18 protein-coding genes and 1 tRNA gene are annotated in these 20,021 nt (G+C 71.2%); 10 read left to right on the top strand and 9 right to left on the bottom strand.

Features of this window, described 5'->3' with window-relative positions; all coding sequences use genetic code 11:
• Positions 1 to 55 precede the first annotated feature (55 nt).
• Both ITJ64_RS13520 and ITJ64_RS13515 read left to right on the top strand, forming a co-directional pair.
• Entirely contained in the window at positions 56 to 1,054 is a 999-nt protein-coding gene (locus tag ITJ64_RS13520) for an alpha/beta fold hydrolase (protein WP_194681296.1), read from the top strand.
• Entirely contained in the window at positions 1,051 to 2,178 is a 1,128-nt protein-coding gene (locus tag ITJ64_RS13515; RefSeq protein ID WP_194681295.1) for a glycosyltransferase family 1 protein, read from the top strand. The genes ITJ64_RS13520 and ITJ64_RS13515 overlap by 4 nt, the downstream gene beginning before the upstream one ends.
• On the opposite strand, the gene ITJ64_RS13510 is transcribed toward ITJ64_RS13515, so the two are convergent.
• Entirely contained in the window at positions 2,105 to 2,731 is a 627-nt protein-coding gene (locus tag ITJ64_RS13510) for a histidine phosphatase family protein (protein ID WP_194681294.1), read from the bottom strand. The genes ITJ64_RS13515 and ITJ64_RS13510 overlap by 74 nt on opposite strands.
• A gap of 67 nt (positions 2,732 to 2,798) precedes the next feature.
• A complete protein-coding gene (locus ITJ64_RS13505; protein WP_194681293.1) occupies positions 2,799 to 3,659 on the bottom strand; it encodes an NAD-dependent protein deacetylase in 861 nt (286 codons plus the stop codon).
• A gap of 164 nt (positions 3,660 to 3,823) precedes the next feature.
• Between ITJ64_RS13505 and ITJ64_RS13500 the strand changes: the two genes are divergently transcribed.
• The 3 genes from ITJ64_RS13500 (at position 3,824) to ITJ64_RS13490 (ending at position 7,560) form a co-directional block, all read left to right on the top strand.
• A complete protein-coding gene (locus ITJ64_RS13500) occupies positions 3,824 to 4,636 on the top strand; it encodes a TrmH family RNA methyltransferase (protein ID WP_370545188.1) in 813 nt (270 codons plus the stop codon).
• A gap of 33 nt (positions 4,637 to 4,669) precedes the next feature.
• On the top strand, positions 4,670 to 6,229 hold the full coding sequence (locus ITJ64_RS13495; RefSeq protein WP_194681292.1) for an APC family permease: 1,560 nt from the start codon (positions 4,670 to 4,672) through the stop codon (positions 6,227 to 6,229).
• A gap of 89 nt (positions 6,230 to 6,318) precedes the next feature.
• On the top strand, positions 6,319 to 7,560 hold the full coding sequence (locus ITJ64_RS13490; RefSeq protein WP_194681291.1) for a D-alanyl-D-alanine carboxypeptidase: 1,242 nt from the start codon (positions 6,319 to 6,321) through the stop codon (positions 7,558 to 7,560).
• Positions 7,561 to 7,575: 15 nt separating this feature from the next.
• Here the strand turns inward: ITJ64_RS13490 and ITJ64_RS13485 are convergent, their stop codons facing one another.
• Positions 7,576 to 8,376, bottom strand: coding sequence for an SGNH/GDSL hydrolase family protein (locus tag ITJ64_RS13485; RefSeq protein ID WP_194681290.1), 801 nt, complete (start codon positions 8,374 to 8,376; stop codon positions 7,576 to 7,578).
• 129 nt (positions 8,377 to 8,505) lie between these two features.
• Here ITJ64_RS13485 and ITJ64_RS13480 point away from each other — a divergent pair, with 129 nt between their 5' ends.
• Both ITJ64_RS13480 and ITJ64_RS13475 read left to right on the top strand, forming a co-directional pair.
• The gene (locus ITJ64_RS13480; RefSeq protein ID WP_370545187.1) at positions 8,506 to 10,326 is read left to right on the top strand and encodes a DEAD/DEAH box helicase; all 1,821 of its coding nucleotides are present in this window, start codon (positions 8,506 to 8,508) and stop codon (positions 10,324 to 10,326) included.
• 64 nt (positions 10,327 to 10,390) lie between these two features.
• On the top strand, positions 10,391 to 11,845 hold the full coding sequence (locus ITJ64_RS13475; protein ID WP_194681288.1) for a peptide MFS transporter: 1,455 nt from the start codon (positions 10,391 to 10,393) through the stop codon (positions 11,843 to 11,845).
• A gap of 42 nt (positions 11,846 to 11,887) precedes the next feature.
• On the opposite strand, the gene ITJ64_RS13470 is transcribed toward ITJ64_RS13475, so the two are convergent.
• From ITJ64_RS13470 to ITJ64_RS13450, 5 genes are all read right to left on the bottom strand, one after another.
• On the bottom strand, positions 11,888 to 12,604 hold the full coding sequence (locus tag ITJ64_RS13470) for a ferredoxin reductase (protein ID WP_194681287.1): 717 nt from the start codon (positions 12,602 to 12,604) through the stop codon (positions 11,888 to 11,890).
• Position 12,605: 1 nt separating this feature from the next.
• Positions 12,606 to 13,208, bottom strand: coding sequence for a sulfite oxidase-like oxidoreductase (locus tag ITJ64_RS13465; protein ID WP_194681286.1), 603 nt, complete (start codon positions 13,206 to 13,208; stop codon positions 12,606 to 12,608).
• 35 nt (positions 13,209 to 13,243) lie between these two features.
• Positions 13,244 to 13,744 carry a DUF1269 domain-containing protein gene (locus tag ITJ64_RS13460; protein WP_194681285.1) on the bottom strand — a complete coding sequence of 167 codons (501 nt, stop codon included), beginning with the start codon at positions 13,742 to 13,744 and terminating at the stop codon, positions 13,244 to 13,246.
• Between the two features lie 34 nt (positions 13,745 to 13,778).
• A complete protein-coding gene (locus tag ITJ64_RS13455) occupies positions 13,779 to 15,164 on the bottom strand; it encodes an aminotransferase class V-fold PLP-dependent enzyme (protein WP_194681284.1) in 1,386 nt (461 codons plus the stop codon).
• A gap of 105 nt (positions 15,165 to 15,269) precedes the next feature.
• Positions 15,270 to 15,354: transfer RNA gene (locus ITJ64_RS13450), tRNA-Leu, on the bottom strand.
• A 105-nt stretch (positions 15,355 to 15,459) separates the two neighbouring features.
• Between ITJ64_RS13450 and ITJ64_RS13445 the strand changes: the two genes are divergently transcribed.
• The 3 genes from ITJ64_RS13445 to mshC are packed head-to-tail and all read left to right on the top strand — an operon-like array spanning position 15,460 to position 18,958.
• A complete protein-coding gene (locus tag ITJ64_RS13445; RefSeq protein WP_194681283.1) occupies positions 15,460 to 16,773 on the top strand; it encodes a M20/M25/M40 family metallo-hydrolase in 1,314 nt (437 codons plus the stop codon).
• Positions 16,774 to 16,821: 48 nt separating this feature from the next.
• Positions 16,822 to 17,646: an undecaprenyl-diphosphate phosphatase gene (locus tag ITJ64_RS13440; RefSeq protein WP_194681282.1), complete on the top strand. Its 825-nt coding sequence runs from the start codon at positions 16,822 to 16,824 to the stop codon at positions 17,644 to 17,646.
• A gap of 28 nt (positions 17,647 to 17,674) precedes the next feature.
• Positions 17,675 to 18,958 carry a cysteine--1-D-myo-inosityl 2-amino-2-deoxy-alpha-D-glucopyranoside ligase gene (gene mshC / locus ITJ64_RS13435; protein ID WP_194681281.1) on the top strand — a complete coding sequence of 428 codons (1,284 nt, stop codon included), beginning with the start codon at positions 17,675 to 17,677 and terminating at the stop codon, positions 18,956 to 18,958.
• Between the two features lie 90 nt (positions 18,959 to 19,048).
• Here the strand turns inward: mshC and ITJ64_RS13430 are convergent, their stop codons facing one another.
• Positions 19,049 to 19,939, bottom strand: coding sequence for a PAC2 family protein (locus ITJ64_RS13430; protein WP_194681280.1), 891 nt, complete (start codon positions 19,937 to 19,939; stop codon positions 19,049 to 19,051).
• Positions 19,940 to 20,021: the final 82 nt, after the last annotated feature.

Genomic DNA, 20,021 nt, shown 5'->3' with positions numbered 1-20,021 from the left:
TGCGAAAGGGCGAGGTGCCAGGGTCGGGCCAGTGGCCGCGTCTATGCTGGTCCGGATGACCGTCGCCTCGCCCTTCGCCGAACAGCTCGCCCGACTCCCGACGACCGAGCGGAGCCTCTCGCTCGCGGGCGGCGAGACCCAGTTCTGGGAGTACGGAGCAGGCGCCCTGGGCGCCGGGGAGCGGCACGACGCCCCGACGCTCGTCATCGTCGTGCACGGCTACCGCGGCGACCACCACGGCCTCGAGCCCGTGATCGCCCAGCTCGACCGCCCCGGCTACCGCATCGTCGCCCCCGACCTGCCCGGCTTCGGCGTCTCGACCCCCATGGCGGCGACGCACGACCTCGCGGGCTACGAGGCGTGGCTGCAGGAGTTCGCCGCGGCCGTCCGCGCCGAGTCACCCGCGGCCCGGGTCGTGATCATCGGGCACTCCTTCGGCTCGATCCTCGTCTCCGCGGCGCTGGCGGGTGGCCTCGAGGTCGACGACGCGGTGCTGATCAACCCGATCGCGGCTCCGGCGCTGAAGGGCCCGCGCGGCGTGATGACCCGGGTGGCCATCGGCTACTACCGGCTCGGCGCCGCGGTTCCCGAGAGGCTCGGACACGTCATCCTGTCGAGCCCCGTGATGGTGCGGGTGATCAGCATCACCATGGCCAAGACGAAGGACCGGGCGCGCCGCCGCTGGATCCACGACCAGCACGACCGCTACTTCAGCGCCTTCGCGAACCGCACGGTGGTGCTCGACGCGTTCCGCGCCTCGGTCGGTCACGACATCAGCGAGTTCGCCGCGCGCATCCAGGCCCCGACCCTGCTGATCGCCGCCGACCAGGACGACATCACCCCGCTCGCCGCGCAGCACCGCCTCGCCGAGCTGCTGCCGGATGCGCGGCTGGTCGTGCTCGAGGGAGTGGGCCACCTCATCCACTACGAGCGCCCGGTCGAGGCCGGCGAGGCCATCACGGCGTTCCTCGACCGCGCAGACGGCGCACGCGGCGCACGCGGCGCACGCGGCGCACGCGGCGCACGCGGCGCACAGGACGGGCGCGTCGCATGAGACTCGCGATCGACTGCCGCTACACCCGCATCGGCCGGCACGACGGCATCAGCCGCTACACCGCCGGCGTCGTCACCGCGCTGAAGGCCCTGAGCGACGCGGGCGACCCCGCCCTCGACGGCGTGCAGCTCGCGATGATCGTCAGTGACGAGCGCCAGCTCGAGATGCTCCCCGAGCTGCCCTGGGCGAAGGTCTCCGGGCCGACCAGCCTGCTCGAGCCGCTCGTCGCCCTGCAGGTGAACCGGCTGCGCCCCGACGCCGTGATCAGCCCCATGCAGACGATGGGCACGCTCGGCCGCCGCTACCGCCTGGCGCTCACGGTGCACGACCTGATCTACTACTCCAACCCCGAGCCGCCGCACGATCTGCCTCGCTTCGTGCGGGTGCTCTGGAGGCTCTACCACAAGGCCTGGTGGCCGCAGCGGCTGCTGCTGAACCGGGCGGATGCGGTGGTCACCGTGAGCGAGACCACCCGCTCCCTGATCGCCCGGCACGAGCTCACGACGAAGCCCGTCGTGGTGGCGAGGAACGCGGCCGAGCTGCCCACCGCATCCGTCGCCGCCCTGGCCGCCGACCAGGCCGAGTCGCGCGCCGCCGCGAAGACGCTCGTCTACATGGGCTCGTTCATGCCCTACAAGAACGTCGAGACCCTCGTGCGTGCGGCCGCTCTGCTGCCGGAGTACACGCTGCACCTGCTCAGCCGCTCGACGCCCGCCGACGAGGAGCGCCTGCGTGCCATCGCCCCCGCGGCCCGGCTCGAGTTCCACGGCGGGGTCACCGACGAGGAGTACCACGCGCTGCTCCAGCGCTCGACCGCGCTCGTCACCGCCTCGCTCGACGAGGGCTTCGGCATCCCGCTCGTGGAGTCGATGGGGCACGGCACGCCGGTGGTCGTCAGCGACATCCCGGTCTTCCGCGAGATCGGGGGAGAGGCGGCTCTGTTCGCCCCGGCCGAGGATGCGCGGGCCTTCGCCGACGCGGTCACCGCCCTCGAAGACGCGGCGCTCTGGCGCGCACGCTCGATCGCCTCGCGCGCCCAGGCCGAGACGTTCAGCTGGGAAGCGTCAGCTCGAGCGCTAGCGGAGCTCGCGACCGGATGGAGCGGTCGAGCTCGACGCCGTTGAAGCTCGCCAGCGACACCTCGCCGTCCTCGATCAGGAAGTCGTGCGCCGAGCCGTTGGCGATCAGCTCGCCCTTGCCGGGCAGCCGCTTCTCGGTGATGTAGCGCACGAGCGACCCGATCACGCCGCCGTGCGAGACCACGATCAGTGCGGCGTCCGGATGCTCGTCGGCCAGCGCCTGGAGCGCCGGCAGCACGCGGGCGACGACGGCCGAGCGCTTCTCCCGCCCGGGCACCGGTGCGGTCGGGTCGGGGAAGCGGGCGGCGATCTCCTCGCCGTTCAGCCCCTCGACCTCGCCGTAGCGGCGCTCGACCAGGGCGTCGACGAGCTCGACCTCGGGGATGCCGACGAACGAGCCGATGATCTCGGCGGTCTCGCGGGCTCGGCTCAGCGGACTGGCGACGATGCCGTCCCACCGGCGCTCGGCGAGCACGCGGCCGGTCTCGCGGGCCTGCTCGCGGCCGGTCTCGTTGAGGGGGACGTCGGTGGCGCCCTGGATGCGGCGCTCGAGGTTCCAGTCGGTCTGGCCGTGGCGCACGAAGGTGAAGGTAGTCATCGCGTCCAGTCTGTCATCTCCGCACCGGGTGACCGGGCGGGCCGCTACCCGGGCGGGCTGCGACGGCTCAGGCCAGGAGGCCCTCGAGCGCGACCAGCGTCTCGGACGCACCGGCGTCGACCTTGACGGTCGCGCGGTTGTCGCCCTTGGTCACGCCGCGGTTGACGATGACGATGGGCAGCCGCCGCCGTCGGGCCTGCTCGAGCAGCCGGATGCCCGAGTTCACCACGAGTGACGAACCCGCGATGACGAGGGCGTCGGACGCGGCGACGATCGCGCTCGCCTCGGCGAACTTCTCGGTGGGCACGAACTCGCCGAAGAACACCACGTCGGGCTTCAGCACGCCGCCGCAGACGGTGCACGACGGCACCACGAAGGCCTCGTACTCGGCCACGTCGGCGTCGCCGTCGGGGGCGATGCGGATGAGCTCGGGCTCGGACAGCTGCGGGTTGGCGGCGGTGATGCGCTCGGAGACACTCGCGCGGGCGAAGGTCTGGCCGCAGCGCAGGCAGTTCACGCGGTCCATCGAGCCGTGCAGGTCGACGAGCCGCTGGGTGCCGGCGCGGGCGTGCAGACCGTCGACGTTCTGCGTGACGACGCCGCTCGCGAACCCCGCCTCCTCGAGCCGGGCGAGGGCGCGGTGGCCCTCGTTGGGACGCGCGGCGTCGAACATGCGCCAGCCGAGGTGGCTGCCCGCCCAGTATCGCTTCCGGAACGACGGGCTGCCGAGGAACTGGTCGAAGGTCATCGGGTTCCGCTGCGGCGCACCCTCGCCGCGGTAGTCGGGGATGCCCGAGTCGGTGCTCACCCCCGCACCCGTGAGCACGGCGAATCGCCGGCCGCGCAGCACCTCTGCGGCCTCGGCGACAGCGGTCTCGACGGCCTCCGGGGTCGGACGACCGGGCGGAGACGACACCAGCGGAACCATGGAACCTCCACGCCGGCGACGGACACCGGCCTCAGCAGTCTAAACACCGCAGTTTTCGAGAATGTTTCCGCGACTGGCAGAGTTGGTGGGAATCCGTCCCGCCGACGGATCCGTTCCCGGCGGATCCGTCACCCACAGATCCGTTGCCGACAGAGAAGGCTCCCGTGCCCGTCATCCCGATCGACTCGCTCGACCGCCCCGAGCTCGCCGACTACCGCGGGCTGACCGACGTCGCGATGCGGCGCCTGCTCGAGCCCGCCGGGGGGCTCTACCTCGCCGAGTCGGGCAAGGTGATCGAGCGGGCCGTCGCCGCCGGGCACCGGCCGCGCTCGGTGCTGCTGCAGCAGAAGTGGCTGGCCGACCTCGAGTGGCTCGTCGAGCGGTTCCCCGAGGTGCCCGTCTTCGTCGCCGACGACGCCCTGCTCGAGCAGCTGACCGGCTTCGCGATGCACCGCGGCGCCCTCGCGGCGATGCATCGCCCCGCGCTGCCCGACCCGCGCACCCTGCTTCAGGATGCCCGCACCGTCGTCGTGCTCGAGGACATCGTCGACCACACCAACGTCGGCGCCGCCTTCCGCTCCGCCGCCGGCCTCGGTGCCGACGCCGTGCTGATCACCCCGCGCTGCGCCGACCCGCTCTACCGCCGGAGCGTGCGGGTGAGCATGGGCACCGTGCTGCAAGTGCCCTGGACGCGGATCGGGGAGTGGAGCGAGGCCGCCCCGCTGCTGCACGACGCCGGCTTCACGATCGCCGCCCTCGCGCTCGGCGACGACTCGATACCCCTGCCGGAGTTCACCCGGAAGCTGCCCGAGCGGGTGGCGATCGTGCTCGGCACCGAGGGCGACGGCCTCAGCCGGCGCGCCCTGGCCGCCGCGGACGTGCGGGTGGAGATCCCGATGCTGCACGGCGTCGACTCGCTGAACGTCGCCGCCGCCGGCGCCGTGGCCCTGTACGCGGTGGCGGCTGCGAAGCACTAGTCTTTCGGCACACCGTTCCGAAGGAGGCCCGTCGTGGCAGACACCAGCGCCGTTTCGACCGAGGCCCCGCGGCCGCCCGCCGGCAAGGGCCTCGCTGTCGGCAAGCTCGGTCTCGTCGGCTCCACGGTGATCGGTCTCGCCTCGACGGCGCCGGTCTACTCCCTCGCCGCCACCGTCGGCTTCGTGGTGCTCGCCGTCGGCGCCCAGGCACCGATCGCGATGATCCTCGCGTTCATCCCGATGTTCCTCACGGCCTACGCCTACCGCGAGCTCAACCGGGCCGTGCCCGACTGCGGCACCGCCTTCACCTGGGTCACGAAGGCCTTCGGGCCGTGGACCGGGTGGCTCGCCGGCTGGGGCGTGGCGGTCGCCGGCATCATCGTGCTGGCGAACCTCGCCCAGATCGGCAGCAAGTACCTCTGGCTCCTCACGAACAACCCCGACCTCTACGAGAACGTGCCGCTCGTCACCGCCACCGGTGTCGTGTTCATCGGCCTGATGACCTTCGTCAGCGTGCGCGGGCTCGAGATCGGGGAGCGGCTGCAGAACATCCTGCTGGCCGTGCAGTACGTCGCCCTCGCGCTCTTCGTCGTGCTCGCCCTCTGGGCCGTGTTCACCGGCACCGCTCCGGAGGGCTCGACCGCGCCGCAGCTCGACTGGTTCAACCCCTTCGCCTTCACCTCGCTTTCCGGCTTCACCGAGGCGATCCTGCTCTGCCTGTTCATCTACTGGGGCTGGGACACCTGCCTCGCCCTGAACGAGGAGACGAAGGACCCGGCACGCATCCCCGGGCGGGCCGCCGTGCTCTCGACGGTCATCCTGCTGGTCACCTACGTCTCCGTCACCGTCGCCGCCATGGCGTTCGCCGGCCTCGGCACCTCCGGCATCGGCCTCGGCAACGAGGGCAACGCCGAGGACGTCTTCCTCGCGCTGAAGGACGCGATCTTCGGCCCCTGGGCCTGGCTGCTCGTGATCGCCGTCTGCGTCTCGGCGATCTCGTCCACCCAGACGACGATCCTGCCGACCGCGCGAGGCACCCTCGCGATGGCCACCTACAAGGCGCTGCCCGCCGCCTTCGGCCGCATCTCGCCGAAGTTCCAGACCCCCCGGTTCGCCACGATCTTCATGAGCGTCGTCGCCGTCACCTTCTACGTGGGCATGACCCTCGTGAGCGAGAACATCCTGGCCGACACGATCCTCTCGATCGGGCTCGCGATCGCGTTCTACTACGCGCTGACCAGCTACGCCTGCATCTGGTACTTCCGCCGGGAGATCTTCACCACCGTGCGCAACTTCCTGTTCAAGGGCCTGTTCCCCCTCCTCGGCGGCCTGATGCTGACGGCCGCGTTCATCCAGTCGGCCATCGACATGTACGACCCCGACTACGGCTACACGGTCATCTTCCGCATCGGCGGCGTCTTCGTGGTGGGCGTCGGCTCCCTCGCGCTGGGCGTGGTGCTGATGGTCGTCTGGGCCTTCTTCCCCCGCTCGAAGGACTTCTTCGCCGGCCGCAGCCTGAACCGGGAGACCGAGGTGCTCGTGCCCGACAGCGACCAGGTGGTGCCGCGTTCGGTCGACGGCGGGCTGATGTAGGCGATTCGCTCCGGCCGTCCGGTTGTCCTGCCGTCCAGCCGCCCGCCTGGCTGAGCGGCGCCCATCGGCCGCCTGGCTAGGATGTGCGGGTGAGTCCCGCCAGCCCCGCCGTCTACCGGCGCCGACGCATCGTGGTGGGCGCGGCGCTCGTGCTGATCGCCCTCGTCGCCACCTATTTCCCGGTGGCGCTGCTCGGCCCCGTGCCGCAGGCCTCGGCGTCGGTGACGGATGCTCCGCCCACCGTCACCCCGGCGACCCCCCTCGTCACGCCCGGCGCGGGCACCAGCGCCATCGGCCTCGTCACCGACGGCTCGGCGCAGGCGCTCGGCGGCAGCGGATCCACCGATCCCCTCCCCATCGCCAGCATCACGAAGACCATCACCGCCCTCGTCGTGCTCGACGCGAAGCCGATCGCCGAGGGGAGTGTCGGCCCGTCGATCACGATGACCGACGCCGACCTGGCCATCCTGCAGGCCACCCAGGCCGAGAACGGCTCGTGGGCCTCGGTGTACCCGGGCCAGGTGCTGAGCGAGCGCGAGGTGATCGAGATCATGCTGCTCGAGTCGGCCAACAACTACAGCGTGACCTTGACGAACTGGGCCTTCGGCGACACGGCCTCCTACCTCGCCGCGGCCACCGCGTGGCTCGCCGGGCAGGGGCTCGGCGGCACCGCCGTCGTCGACACCTCCGGGCTGAACCCGGGCTCCCGCAGCACCACGGCCGACCTGCTCACGCTCGCCCGGCTGGTGCTCGCCGACCCGGTGCTCTCGGGCATCGTCGGCACCGCCTCGCTCGAGCTGCCCCAGCTCGGCACGGTCGAGAACACCAACGACCTGCTGGGCATGAACGGCATCGACGGCGTCAAGACGGGCACCACCGACGAGGCCGGCTTCTGCCTGCTCTTCTCGGCCGACTACACCGTCGCCGGCGAGACCCTCCAGCTCGTCGGCGTCGTGCTGGGAGCCCCCGAGGAGGACACGCTGCACGCCTCGGTGCTCGCGCTGCTGCAGAGCGCCGAGGCGGGCTTCCAGACCGTTCCGCTCGTCACCGCGGGCGACGTGCTCGGCTCGTACACGACGCCCTGGGGGGCGAGCGCGGACATCGTGGCGGAGGAGTCGGTGGAGGCGACCGTGTGGTCGTCGGCGACCGTGACCCGCAGCGCTGAGGCGGCGGAGATCGGCTCGGGCGCATCCGGAACCGAGGTGGGCACCGCGCGCTACACCGTCGAGGGCATCACGCTCGGCAGCGGGGAGTACACGGTGCCGCTGGAGCTCGCGAGCGGGCTCGACGGCCCCGACGCGGGCTGGAAGCTCGCGAACCCGTTCCGCTAGCGACGGGGCGGGCCTTCAGGCCTGCGGCTCGCCCGGCTCGGCGTACACCGGCGAGGGGATGGGCCGCTTCGCCGTGATGTTGTCGCCGCTCGAGCGGTGCGTGATGCGGCGGATGACCCAGGGCACGAAGTGCACGCGCGCCCACACCAGGTCTTCGCTGCGGGCGGCGCGCCAGGTGCGGCCGGGCAGGGGCTCGGGCTCGCCGGCCTGCAGGCCGTTCTCGACGTTCAGCGTGCGGAGCACCATCCGCGCCACCTCGTGGTGGCCGAGCGGGTTCAGGTGCAGGCGGTCGGGCGACCAGAGCCGGGTGTCCTGGATCTCCTTCAGGCCCCACTGATCGGCGACGAGGCAGTCGTAGCGGTCGGCGATCACCCGCAGGTTCTCGTTGTAGATCGCGACCTTGCCGCGGATGCCGCGGAGCACGGGCGAGAAGCTGGTGTCGACGCCGGTGAAGATGACCACGGTGGCGTCGCTCTCGCGCAGCCGCCGGATGCCCGCCTCGAACCGCGCGGCGATGTCGTCGGGGTCGGTGCGCGGCCGCAGCACGTCGTTGCCGCCCGCCGAGATGGTGATCAGGTCGGGCTTCAGCTCGAGCGCCGGCTCGACCTGCTCGGCCAGGATCTGGTTCAGCAGGCGGCCGCGGATGGCGAGGTTCGCGTAGGAGAACTCCTCGTCGGTGGTCTCGGCCAGGTTCTCGGCCACCCGGTCGGCCCAGCCCCGGAAGCCGCCGGGGCTGCTCGGCTCGGGGTCGCCGATGCCCTCCGTGAACGAGTCGCCGAGGGCGACGTAGCGCCGCCAGGGGTGCGTCTCGGGCATCGGCTGGACCTCCTCACAACAGGTGTCGTTCTCACGACGTGAACACTCTAGACCCGTCGTCCGGGCGACGCGCCCGGGCGGCGGCCGCCACGGCTCCGCTGTCGGATGCGCAGAGTATCCTCGAACATCGTGACCAACCTGCCCCTCTTCGAACCCGCACCCGGGACGAGCGCAGCCGGTCACCTCTCGCCGTCGTTCCCGGCGCGCGCCCCGTGGGGCACCGCGGGCCGCCTGCGCGCCTGGCAGGAGGAGGCGCTGACGCTCTACTTCGAGAAGGAGCCGCGCGACTTCCTCGCCGCCGCGACCCCCGGCGCCGGCAAGACGACCTTCGCGCTCCGCCTCGCCTCCGAGCTGCTGCACCGGCGCACCGTCGACCGCGTGATCGTGGTCGCCCCCACCGAGCACCTCAAGCGCCAGTGGGCCGACGCGGCCGACCGCGCGGGCGTGCGGCTGAACCCCGGCTTCCGCAACAGCGAGTCGCGCTTCGGCCGGCACTTCCACGGCGTCGCCCTCACCTACGCGCAGGTCGCCGCGCGGCCGTCGCTGCACCGCGAGCTCACCGAGGGCGCGAACACCCTCGTCATCCTCGACGAGGTGCACCACGGCGGCGACGCCCTGAGCTGGGGCGACGCCGTGCGCGAGGCCTTCGCGCCCGCGACCCGCCGCCTCGCCCTCACGGGAACGCCGTTCCGCTCCGACACCGCGCCCATCCCGTTCGTGGAGTACCTGCCCGACGAGCACGGCATCCGCATCTCCCGCAGCGACTACAACTACGGCTACGGCCGCGCGTTGAAGGACGGGGTCGTGCGCCCCGTGCTCTTCATGGTCTACGCCGGCCACATGCGCTGGCGCACCAAGGCCGGCGACGAGATGGAGGCCCGGCTCGGCGAGGGCAACACGAAGGACATCACCTCGCAGGCCTGGCGCACCGCGCTCGACCCGAACGGAGAGTGGATCCCGCAGGTGCTCGGCGCCGCCGACAAGCGCCTCACCGAGGTGCGTCAGGCGATCCCGGATGCGGGCGGCCTCGTGATCGCGACGGATCAGACCGTGGCGCGCGCCTACGCCGCGATCCTCGAGCAGATCTCCGGGCAGCCGGTCACCGTGGTGCTCTCGGACGAGAAGGAGGCCTCCGACCGCATCGAGCAGTTCTCCAAGAGCGACCGGCGGTGGATGGTGGCCGTGCGCATGGTGTCGGAGGGCGTCGACGTGCCCCGGCTCGCGGTCGGCGTCTACGCCACCAGCGCCTCGACCCCGCTGTTCTTCGCCCAGGCCGTGGGCCGCTTCGTGCGGGCCCGCCGGCGCGGCGAGACGGCGTCGATCTTCCTGCCCAACGTGCCGTCGCTGATGGCGCTGGCCGAGAAGCTCGAGCTCGAACGCGACCACGCCCTCGACAAGCGCGACGACGGCGAGAACCCCGAGGGCGACTTCTACAACCCCGAAGACGCGATGGTGGCCGAGGCCAACCGCAGCGAGAAGGCGTCGGAGGGGCTGCTCGAGGAGTACAGCTTCCAGGCCATCAGCTCGGGCGCGACCTTCGACCGGGTGGTCTACGACGGCGGCGAGTTCGGCTTCGAGGCCGTCGTCGGCAGCGAGGAGGAGCTCGACTTCCTCGGTCTCCCCGGCCTCCTCGAGCCCGAGCAGGTGCGCGACCTGCTGCAGCACCGGCAGGCGCGCCAGCAGAAGCACGCGAAGACGGGGATGCCCAAGACCGACACCCCCGACCAGGGGGGAGTGCCGGCACCGCTCTACCGCACCCTCAAGGAGCAGCGGAGCCTGCTGAACTCCCTCGTCGGCATCTGGGCGAAGCAGTCGAACGAGCCGCACGGCATGATCCACGCCGAGCTCCGCCGCATCTGCGGCGGCCCCGCCGTGGCCCAGGCCAGCGTCACCCAGCTGCAGTCCCGCATCGTCACGGTGCGCAAGTGGATGGGCGCCGCGAACCACTGACCGCGCCCGAACGTGGGGTAGGCGAGCCGTCGCCTCCGGTCGGACACCGTGCCACTATGGCGGGATGACAGAGACCGTCGCCACGAAGGAACGAACCTTCTTCGGCCAGCCCTTCTCGCTCGTGCACATCTTCGGCGTCGAGATGTGGGAGCGGTTCTCGTTCTACGGCATGCAGGGCATCCTGCTGCTGTACATGTTCTACACCGCCGCCGAGGGCGGGCTGGACATCCCCAAGGCCGTCGCGGTCGGCATCATCGGCGCCTACGGCGGCTCGGTCTACCTCGCCACGATCCTCGGCGCCTGGGTGGCCGACCGGCTGCTCGGCTCGGAGCGCACGCTGTTCTTCAGCGCCATCGTCGTGATGGCGGGGCACATCGCCCTGTCGCTGCTGCCGGGCGTCGTCGGTCTCGGAGCCGGGCTCGTCCTGATCGCCCTCGGCTCGGGCGGGGTGAAGGCGAACGCGACCTCGGTGGTCGGCACGCTCTACTCCGAGAAGGATCCGCGCCGCGACGCCGGCTTCTCGATCTTCTACCTCGGCATCAACCTCGGGGCCTTCTTCGGACCGCTGCTGACGGGCCTCCTGCAGAGCACCGTCGGCTTCCACTGGGGCTTCGGGCTCGCGGCCGTCGGCATGGCGATCGGGCTCACGCAGTACGCCTTCGGGCGCCGCTCCCTGCCGGCCGAGGCCAAGGAGGTGCCGAACCCGCTGCCGGCGAAGAGCAGGGTGCGGATGGCGCTGATCGGCGTGGCCGCGATCGCGCTGATCGTCGTGCTCGTGCTCGTCGGGCTGCTCACCGCCGACAACCTCGCCACCGCGGTCGCGCTCGTCACCCTCGCGGCCTCGATCGCCTACTTCGTGGTGATCCTCACGAGCTCCCGGATCAGCGGCACCGAACGCAAGCGGGTCGTCTCGTTCATCCCAATGTTCATCACGAGCGTCGCGTTCTGGGCCCTCTACCAGCAGCAGTTCACCGTCGTCACGATCTACGCCAACGACCGGCTCGACCTGAACCTGTTCGGCTGGTCGATGCCCGTCGCGTGGGTGCAGTCGATCAACCCGATCTTCATCATCATCCTGTCGGGCGTGTTCGCCGCGATCTGGACGAAGCTCGGCTCGAAGCAGCCGCCGACCCCGATCAAGTTCGCCGCGGCCGCGATCGTGATGGGCCTCGCGTTCCTGCTGTTCATCCCGTTCTCGGGCACCGGCGCCCACGGCACGCCACTGACCGCGCTGGTCGGCATCCTGTTCGTCTTCACCGTGGCCGAGCTGCTGCTCTCGCCCGTGGGGCTGGCACTGTCGACGCGACTCGCCCCGAAGGTGTTCCGCACGCAGATGGTGGCGCTGTTCTTCCTGTCGATCGCGCTCGGCACCGCGCTGTCGGGCATCCTCGCGACGTTCTACGACGAGAACGACGAGCTGCCCTACTTCGGCATCTCGGGGCTCGTGGCCATCGTCGTCGGCGTGCTGCTCCTCGTCGCGACGCCCTGGGTGCGCAAGCTCATGGTCGGCGTGCGCTGACCGGTCGGAGGCGGCGCTGAAGGATCAGACCGCGCTGAAGGATCAGGCGCCGCCGAAGCGCTCCGTGCGGATCGTCATGGGGTCGACGCCCGTGGCCACGAGGGCGTCGGAGGCGAGCTCCACGAAGCGGGTGGGGCCGCAGATGTAGGTGGAGGCGTCGGGGGCGTCTCCGGCGGCCCAGGCGGTGATGCGGGCGGCGTCGATGCGGCCGAGGGCGCCCGTCCAGCCCTGGGGCGCGTGCCGGGTGTACTGCAGGGTGACCTCGGCCTTGGCCGCATCCGTCAGCTCGGCGAGCTCGTCGCGGAAGTAGACGAACTCGGGGGAGCGCACCGAGTAGAGGAGTTTCACCGGTGCGGTGTTGCCCGACGCGATGTGGGTGCGCAGGATCGAGACGAGGGGGGCGACGCCCGAGCCGCCGCCGATCATCCGGATCGGCTCGGTCTGCTCGGGCCGCCAGACGAACCAGCCGCCGAGCGGGCCGATCACCTCGAGCTGGTCGCCGACGGACACCCCGCGCACGAGGTAGGGGGAGACCTCGCCGTCGGGCATCAGCTCGACGCTCACCGCGACGACCGGGTCGCCCGCGGCCGAGGACAGCGAGTACGAGCGCGCCGCCTGGTAGCCGTCGGGCGCGGTGAGGCGGATGTCGATGTGCTGACCCGCCAGGGCGCCCTTCCAGTCGGGCACGCGCAGCATCAGCGTGCGCGCGGTGGGTGTCTCTTCACGGATTCCGACGACGTCGGCTACGGCCCAGTTCACCCTAGGAATCGTAGTAGTAGCGCTCTTCCTTCCAGGGGTCGCCGTAGGCGTGGTAGCCGTTGACCTCCCAGAAGCCGAGCTCTTCGGTGTCGTGCAGGGTGATGCCGTTGACCCACTTGGCGCTCTTCCAGAAGTAGAGGTGCGGCACCAGCAGGCGGGCGGGGCCACCGTGCTCGGGGTCGAGCGGTTCGCCGCCGAACTCGAACGCGACCCAGGCCTTGCCGTCGAGCAGGTCTTCGAGCGGCACGTTCGTGGTGTAGCCACCGAAGGAGTGCGCCATCGTGTAGCCGGCGCTCGTCTCGACGTCCTCGAACAGCGTGTCGAGGGAGACGCCGCGCCAGGTGGTGTCGAACTTCGACCAGCGGGTGACGCAGTGGATGTCGGTGTCGACCGTCTCGATGGGGAGCTTCATGAACTCGTCCCAGGTCCAGCTGGTCTTCTCACCCGACTCGTTCGTGATCGTGAACGACCACTCGCCCTGGTGGATGTTCGGCGTCGGACCGGCCGAGAGCACGGGGAAGTCCTTGGTCTCGTACTGCCCGGGAGGCAGCTTGGGGTCTTCTTCCCGCTTCTTGCCGAAGAATCCCGGAGTGATGATGCCCATGACGGCTCCTCTCGTCTCGTCAAAGCCTAGGGCGATCAGGCCCCGCGCGACTCCGACATATCGTGAATGAGCTCGCGCTCGTCCTCGGCGCTGAGCGAGGTCTTGATGACCGTGCCGTTGTAGGGCGCGAGGGCGGCCGCGAACTTGTCCTCGGTGATCTTGGTGGCGTAGAGCACGACCGCCGACTTGCCCTGGCTCACCGCATCCTTCACCTGGCCGCGGAACTCGGCGTTCAGACCGGTGCGGTCGATGCCCGCGAACAGCGCGCCCATCAGGCCGCCGAAGACGAGACCGACGAAGGGCACGAAGAACAGGATGCCGATCAGGGTGCCGAAGAGGGCTCCGCCGGCGGCCCCGACGCCGATGTTGCCGACGCCGCCCGGGTAGTCGACGTGGCTCTTGCCGTCCTCGTCGACCTTCACGACGGCGAGGCCCGCGAGCTGCACGATCAGGTCGCCCTGCAGCTCCTGGATCTTCTCGTAGGCGCCCTCGGCGTCGGTCTCGGTGTCGAATGCGATGACGATCAGATCGGCCATGTGCCGGCTCCCTCGGTCTGGTGGAGGAGCGGAATCAGCTCCCGGCACCGAGCGTAGCGCGCGAGACCGCCTCGACGGCAGTGTCGATGTCGCGGGCATCCGTCGACCAGTTGCTGACCGAGAGGCGCAGCACGTCGCGGCCCGCCCAGCGGGAGCCCGACATCCACACGGCACCGTCGGCGATCACCCGGCGGGTCACCTCCCGGGTGCGCTCGTCGCTGCCGAACGAGAGGCAGACCTGCGTGAACGCGACCTCGTTCAGCACCTCGACGCCGGGCAGCCTGCCCAGGCGGTCGGCGAGCTCGGCCGCGGTGGCCGCGAGCCGCTCGACGAGCTCGGCCGCACCCGAGCGGCCGAGCGATCGGAGGGCCGCCCAGACGGGCACCCCGCGGGCGCGGCGGGACATCTCGGGCACCCGCTCGAACGGGTCGGTCGCGGTGCCGTCCCGCAGCAGATAGGCGGTGTGCGCCGAGAAGGCGGCGAGCACCGGCTCGGAGCGGCGCACGATCACGACGCCGCAGTCGTAGGGCACGTTGAGGGTCTTGTGCGCATCCGTCGCCCAGCTGTCGGCGAGCTCGACGCCGTCGAGCCGGGGCCGGAGCACGGGGCTGGCCGCCGCCCAGAGCCCGAAGGCGCCGTCGACGTGCACCCAGGCGCCGTGGCCGTGCGCGAGCCCGATCGCCTCGCGCATCGGGTCGAAGTCGCCCGAGTGCAGGTCGCCGGCCTGCAGCACGACGATGCACGGGCCGTCGACGTCGTCGAGGGCCTGCCTCAGCGCGTCGAGTCGGATGCGCCCCTGATCGTCGGCGTCGACCGCGCGCGGCGTGCCGAGCCCCAAGCAGCGCAGCGCCAGATCGACCGAGGCGTGGTGCGAGGCTCCGGCGAGCACCGTCACCCGGGGGCCGCCGGTCAGGCCGTCGGCGTCGACGTCCCAGCCGGCCCGCCGCAGCACCTCGCTCCGGGCGGCGGCGAGGCCGACGAGGTTCCCGGTCGTGGCGCCGGTGGGGAAGCCGACGAGCGCGTCGCGGGGGAGGTCGAGCAGCTCGAGCAGCCACGCCCCGGCCTGCTCCTCGAGAGCGGCGGTGGCCGGGGTGGCGACGCGCATCGCGGCGTTCTGGTCCCAGGCCGAGACGAGCCAGTCGGCGGCCAGCGCGGCGGGCAGCGTGCCGCCCATCACCCAGCCGAAGAACCGGCCGGAGGGGATCGCCATCAGCCCCGGCTCGGCGATATTGGCCAGCTCGTCGACCACCTCGACGGGGGCGAGCGGATGCTCGGGCAGCTCCCTCGCGATCGAGGACTGCAGCGCTTCGGCGGTGACGCGGGGGCCGACCGGCCGCGTCGGGATCGACGCGAGCCACGCCTCCGCGTGCTCCCGCGCCCTCTGCAGGGCTTCGCCGTATTCGTCACCGTCGGCCGACACGGGGCCAGAGTACGCCTGCGCGGGGCTCGTGTTAAGAGCCCGATCGACCGGAAAAGCAGAAGGCCCGGTCTCTCGACCGGGCCTTCGTCACTGTCTCAACCAGTGTGTCCGAGGGGGGACTTGAACCCCCACGCCCTATACGGGCACTAGCACCTCAAGCTAGCGCGTCTGCCATTTCCGCCACCCGGACCGGATGCCGACCGGAGCTGTGCGCTACCGGCCAAGAGAAGACATTAGCACGGATGCGGAGCGTGCAAATCCACTCGCCGTCGTGGGCGCCCGGTAGCGTGTTCGCATGACGTCCACGCCTGGGAACGACCCGCTCGACCTGACGACGACCATCGCCCGCGACCTCATCCGGTTCGACACCTCGAACTACGGCGAGGGCCGGTCCAACGGCGAGACGGAGGCCGCGGAGTACCTCGCGGCGCACCTCGAGCGGCTCGGTCTCACGGTGCAGTCCTTCGACGCCGCGCCCCGGCGCACCAGCATCGTCACCCGGGTCGAGGGCCGCGACCGCTCGAAGCCCGCGCTCGTCGTGCACGGCCACACCGACGTCGTGCCGGCCATCGCCGCGGACTGGTCGGTCGACCCTTTCGGCGGGGTCGTGAAGGACGGGATGCTCTGGGGCCGCGGCGCCGTCGACATGAAGAACATGGACGCCATGATCGTGACGGCGCTGGATCGCATCCTGGGTTCGGGGCGCCAGCCGGAGCGCGACCTCGTGGTGGCGTTCTTCGCCGACGAGGAGGCCGGCGGAGTGCTCGGGTCGGGGTACCTGGTGCGCGAGCATCCGGAGCTCTTCGCCGGCGCGAGCGAAGCGATCAGCGAGGTCGGCGGCTATTCGATCGACCTCGACGGCAGGCGCGCCTATCTCGTGCAGACGGGCGAGAAGGCGCTGATCTGGATGACGCTCGTCGCGCGCGGCACCGCCGGCCACGGCTCGCAGGTGAACGGCGAGAACGCCGTCACCCGCCTCGCCCGGGCCGTCGCCGCGATCGGCGGTCGGGAGTGGCCGCTGCACCTCACCGCCACTACCCGGCAGCTGCTCGACCGCGTCGCCGAGCTGCTCGGCAGCCGGGCACAGAACCTCAGCCCCGACGAGATCGCGATCGCCACCGGCACGGCCTCGCGCTTCATCTCGGCGACGCTGCGCACCACCGCCAACCCGACGGGCCTGACCGCGGGGTACAAGCACAACGTCATCCCCGATCGGGCCGAGGCGATGATCGACGTGCGCGTGCTGCCGGGGGAGGAGGACGCGGTGCTCGCCGAGATCCAGGAGCTGGTGGGAGACGACATCGAGATCCTCATCGCGCACCGCGACATCGGGCTGGAGACGAGCTTCGACGGGGAGCTGGTCGACGCCATGATCGGCTCGCTGCAGCGCCACGATCCCGGCGCCGAGGTGCTGCCGTACCTGCTCTCGGGAGGCACGGACAACAAGGCGCTGAGCCTGCTCGGCATCCGCGGATTCGGCTTCGCGCCGCTGCAACTGCCGCCGACTCTCGACTTCCCGGCGATGTTCCACGGGGTGGACGAGCGGGTGCCGCTCGACGCGCTAGGGTTTGGCGCAGACGTTCTGACCGATCTCTTGCTGCGGTACTGATCCGCGAGACCACACCACCTCAACGACCACACCATCCCAAAGGGAGACATGGACTTTCTCAACGCCGTCATCCTCGGCTTCGTGCAGGGCCTGACCGAATTCCTCCCCATCTCCTCGAGCGCCCACCTGCGCATCCTGGGGGAGTTCCTGCCGGGGGCGAAGGACCCGGGGGCGGCGTTCACCGCCATCACCCAGCTCGGCACCGAGACCGCGGTGCTGGTGTTCTTCTGGCGTGACATCACCCGCATCGTCTCGCGCTGGGCCAAGTCGCTCGCGGGCCGCGTGCCCCGCAACGACCCCGACGCGCGGATGGGCTGGCTGATCATCATCGGCTCGCTGCCGATCATCGTGCTCGGACTTCTCTTCCAGGATGCGATCGAGACCACGCTCCGCTCGCTCTGGATCGTCGCCGTGATGCTGATCGTCTTCGGTGTGCTGCTCGGCATCGCCGACTACGTCGGAGCCAAGCGCCGCCGTCTGAAAGACCTCACCGTGCCGCACGGCGTGATCTTCGGCTTCGCCCAGGCCCTCGCCCTGATCCCGGGCGTCTCGCGCTCGGGCGGCACCATCACCGCCGGGCTCTTCATGGGCTACGAGCGCCGAGCCGCAGCGCGCTACTCGTTCCTGCTGGCCATCCCAGCCGTCTTCGGCAGCGGGCTGTACCAGGTCTACAAGTCGATCGGCGAGCCGAGCGTCTACGGCCCGGTCGAGACCCTGGTCGCGACCGTGATTGCGTTCATCGTCGGCCTCGTGGTGATCGCGTTCTTCATGAGCTACATCTCCAAGCGCAGCTTCCTGCCGTTCGTGATCTACCGCATCGTGCTCGGCGTGGTGCTGATCGTGCTGCTGTCGGCGGGCCTCATCGCGGCTTGACGCCTGCCGGAGCGCCTAGGCTTGTGCGGTGCGTTCCTGGACCCGTCCCGTCATCCCCTCCCTCCCCGGCCGCGGCACGCCGCCCCGGCTGCACGACGACGCGAGCGGACGGTTCCTCGACAGCGCCGACCCCGCGGCGCGCGCCACGCTCTACGTCTGCGGCATCACGCCCTACGACGCCACGCACATCGGGCACGCGGCCACCTACCTGGCCTTCGACACCCTGCTGCGCAGCTGGCTCGACGCCGGGCTCGAGGTCGCGTACACCCAGAACATCACCGACGTCGACGACCCGCTGCTCGAGCGCGCGGCCGCGACCGGGGTCGACTGGCAGGAGCTGGCCACCAGCCAGATCGAGCTGTTCCGCACCGACATGGCCGCGCTCGGCGTGGTGCCGCCCGACGCCTACGTCGGCGTCACCGAGACCATCGGCAGCATCGCCCGGGCCGTCGACGAGCTGCGGGCCCGCGGGATCGCGTATCCGGTGCCGACGCCCGACGCGCTGACCCCCGACGCGACGGACTGGTACTTCGACATCGCTGCCGCCGAGCGGGCGACGCCCTGGGTGCTCGGCTCCGAGAGCGGGCTCGACATCGAGACCATGAGCCGGCTGTTCGCCGAGCGCGGGGGAGACCCCGCCCGCCCCGGCAAGCGCGACCCGCTCGACCCCCTGCTCTGGCGCGTCGAGCGCGACGGCGAGCCCGCCTGGGACACCGGCGCCGAGCAGATCGGCCGCGGCCGACCCGGCTGGCACATCGAGTGCTCGGTGATCGCCCGCGAGACCCTCGGCGACACGATCTGCGTGCAGGGCGGCGGGGGCGACCTCGTCTTCCCGCACCACGAGTTCAGCGCGGCGCACGCCACGGCGCTCACCGACGAGCGCTTCGCGCGGGTGAACGCGCACGGCGGGCTGGTGGCGTTCGACGGCGAGAAGATGTCCAAGTCGCTCGGCAACCTCGTGCTGGTGTCGCAGCTGCGGGCCGCGGGCGTGGAGCCGGCCGCGGTGCGGCTGGCGGTGCTCGGGCATCCGTACCGCGACGACTGGGAGTGGCACCGCGGCGACGAGCTGCTCGCGGCCGAACGCCTGGCCGGCTGGCGCGCGGCCGCCGCCCGCGACGCGGCCGAGGCGCCCGGTGGCGACGCCGACGAGGCGCTGCCGCTGCTCGAGCAGGTGCGGTCGCGGCTGCACGACGACCTCGACACCCCGGGCGCGCTCGAGGCGTTCGACGCGTGGTTCGACGAGCCGCACCCCGAGGCGGCCACCGCCCTCGCGGCCGACGCCCTCGACGCCCTGCTCGGCATCCGCCTCTAGTCGCCCGCCCCGCCGTCGAGTTGCCGATAAACGCCCTAAAGCGAGCGATTTAGGGCGGAAATCGGCAAGTCGTTGGAAGTTGGCCGAGGGCTAGTCGCGGCGCCAGGGCTCGTCGGGGCGAGAGTCGCCGCCCGCGCGGCCGTCGCCGCGCTTGCGGAGGTAGCGCTCGAACTCCTGCGCGATCGCCTCGCCGCTCGCCTCGGGGGAGTCGACCGTGTCGCGCGCCTGCTCCAGCTGCTGGATGTAGGCCGCCATGTCCTCGTCCTCACCCGCGAGGGCGTCGATGCCCGTCTCCCAGGCGGTCGACTCGTCGGCCAGCTCGCCGCGCTCGACCGAGACGCCGATCAGCTCCTCGAGCTTGTCGATCAGCGCCAGCGTCGCCTTGGGCGAGGGCGCGTTGTGCACGTAGTGCGGCACCGACGCCCAGACCGAGACGGTGGGGATGCCCGCGTTCTCGGTGGCCTCGGCGATCGCGCTGAGGATGCCGACCGGCCCCTCGTAGCTCGAGCGCTCGATGTCGAGCTCGCTGCGCACGACCGGGTTCTCGCTGGTCGAGAAGACCGAGATGGGCCGGGTGTGCGGCACGTCGGCCAGCATCGCACCGAGCAGGATCACGCCCGTGACGTCTTCGGCGATCGCCGTCGACATCACCTCGGCCACGAAGCGCCGCCAGTTGCGGGAGGGCTCGGTGCCGAGCAGCAGGTAGACCTGCGGACCCTCGGCCGGCGCCGTCGCGTCGCCCGGGCCGAAGATCTCGGCGCCGGGCCAGACGAGCACGCGCTTGCCGTCATCGTCGACCGTGACGTTCGGCCGGTTGAACTGGTAGTCGAAGTACTCCTCGGCGTCGACCTCGGCGATCTGCACGACGTCGAGCTGATCCTTCAGCACCTTCAGGGCTCCGGTAGCGGCCTCGCCGGCGTCGTTCCATCCTTCGAACGCGACCAGGAGAAGTCGTCCACGCTGGAATCCGTTGTCTGTCACCGTGATGGGTTACCTCACTGCCTTCCGGACCTCCGCACGGTGCGGGTGCCGTGCAACAAGGATAGGCGTTCGCCGGGATTCC

Source organism: Herbiconiux sp. VKM Ac-1786, assembly GCF_015350805.1.
GTDB lineage: Bacteria > Actinomycetota > Actinomycetes > Actinomycetales > Microbacteriaceae > Herbiconiux.
This window is presented reverse-complemented; position numbering and strand designations above follow the sequence as displayed.